This is a genomic window from Emticicia sp. (genome assembly GCF_049241225.1).
Taxonomy (GTDB): domain Bacteria; phylum Bacteroidota; class Bacteroidia; order Cytophagales; family Spirosomataceae; genus Emticicia.
Genome location: NZ_JBMLRC010000292.1, coordinates 1 through 1,391, shown reverse-complemented (window position 1 = coordinate 1,391; position 1,391 = coordinate 1). Strand labels below are relative to the sequence as shown.

The window sequence follows — 1,391 nt, the reverse complement described above, 5'->3', positions numbered from 1 at the left end:
TTGAGTTCTTGTTTGTTTAGGCTCGGAAATCTTTTCTGAAATTCTGGCCCGTCGATGATTCGCTCAGAACTGATGATTCCGAGAAAAAACAACAACGAAAACACAATAACGCCACACAAAAACAGCGAAAATAAATTCAGAAAAAAGTAAAGACCCACCACCAAACCAATCAACAGCAACGACAAAATTATAATTTTTGATTTGGTCATTTTGACGAATCGTTTTTAATGATATACCCATTGATATTCACATTTTTTAACTCATTGACTTCGTACTGTTTCAGCACATCAATGATATGAAGCACCAATTTATTATCGGTGTTGGTCGTATTGGCCGAAAAATCAATGGTTTTAAGCAACGAATGAATTTGTGGGTTTCGGAACTGTTGCAGATTAAGCATATCTTGCTCATTGCTCACGCCATTTTTGTGCTTCACATAACTCATAAAATGAAAAGCCAAAGGCAGCAGATTCTCAACGAGTTTTTGTTGGGTTTCTCGGTTGGCTGGGTAGTCGGTATCGTCTTTGAAATGCACGATAAACGGCCTAACGTATTCGTTCAGAATGGCAGTCAGATATTCTTTTTCTTGGCTGTTCTGCGTCTCAATTTCCTGCAAAGCTCGTTGATGGCTTTGTTTAGTACTTTCCAATTCTCGGCTCAGTTCTTCGTAATCTTTACCCAATTTTATCGAATCGAAGTATTTATTTAGCAAGGCATCAAGGGCCGACAAATCGGAGTAGTTGCCTCTCATGCCCAACTCGCTTTTTATTTCATTAATCTTATCTTTTAGTGGGTCGTCACTGGTCGAAGTTGTTTTCTTTTTTGCCATGAGATATAAATAAGTTAGTAAACCGATTGTCAAAACCAAAATTCCGATGATTCCCCAGAGCATTTCTTTGGTGAAAAAACCACTCGACGAAGCCACTGGCTCATCAGCAACTGTAATGGGCGAAATTACCAAAGAAGATTGATGATTGGGCAAACTATAAATACGATTTATTAAATGGTTGATTACGTCAGTGCCAAAACGTGGGTCGGGCGTATAATACTTGGTTTTTAAATCAGCTTCTTCGCAGCCCAACAAGCCATAGATACGATTACGGGCTTCCTCGCTGTTATCCTGCATTAAAAATAGCGTATCATTTTTTATCACCTCTGCTTTCAAAGAAATAGCTATGCTATCTTCTTGAGTTGAGATATGAAAAGTATGAAGACGACTATTGTTTTCGCCAATAGTTGTTAATAGTTTAAGACCAACCGTGCGTTCGGAGAGATTTCCCGTATTGGCAATTTTGAGGGTATCGGCCAAGCACCAAGCTACCTTCGGTAAAACAAAAAGCAATACTGCAAGCGTGTATTTGAGCATATTTTGGGCAATTTTAAATGCGTTT

General features: G+C 38.6%; 2 protein-coding genes. Both read right to left on the bottom strand.

Features of this window, described 5'->3' with window-relative positions; all coding sequences use genetic code 11:
- A partial coding sequence (locus ACOVO2_RS15550) for a hypothetical protein (RefSeq protein ID WP_421770859.1) occupies positions 1–209 on the bottom strand: 209 nt, incomplete at its 3' end.
- The coding region (locus tag ACOVO2_RS15545) for a hypothetical protein (RefSeq protein ID WP_421770858.1) at positions 206–1,391 on the bottom strand (1,186 nt) is incomplete at its 5' end. The genes ACOVO2_RS15545 and ACOVO2_RS15550, both read right to left, overlap by 4 nt.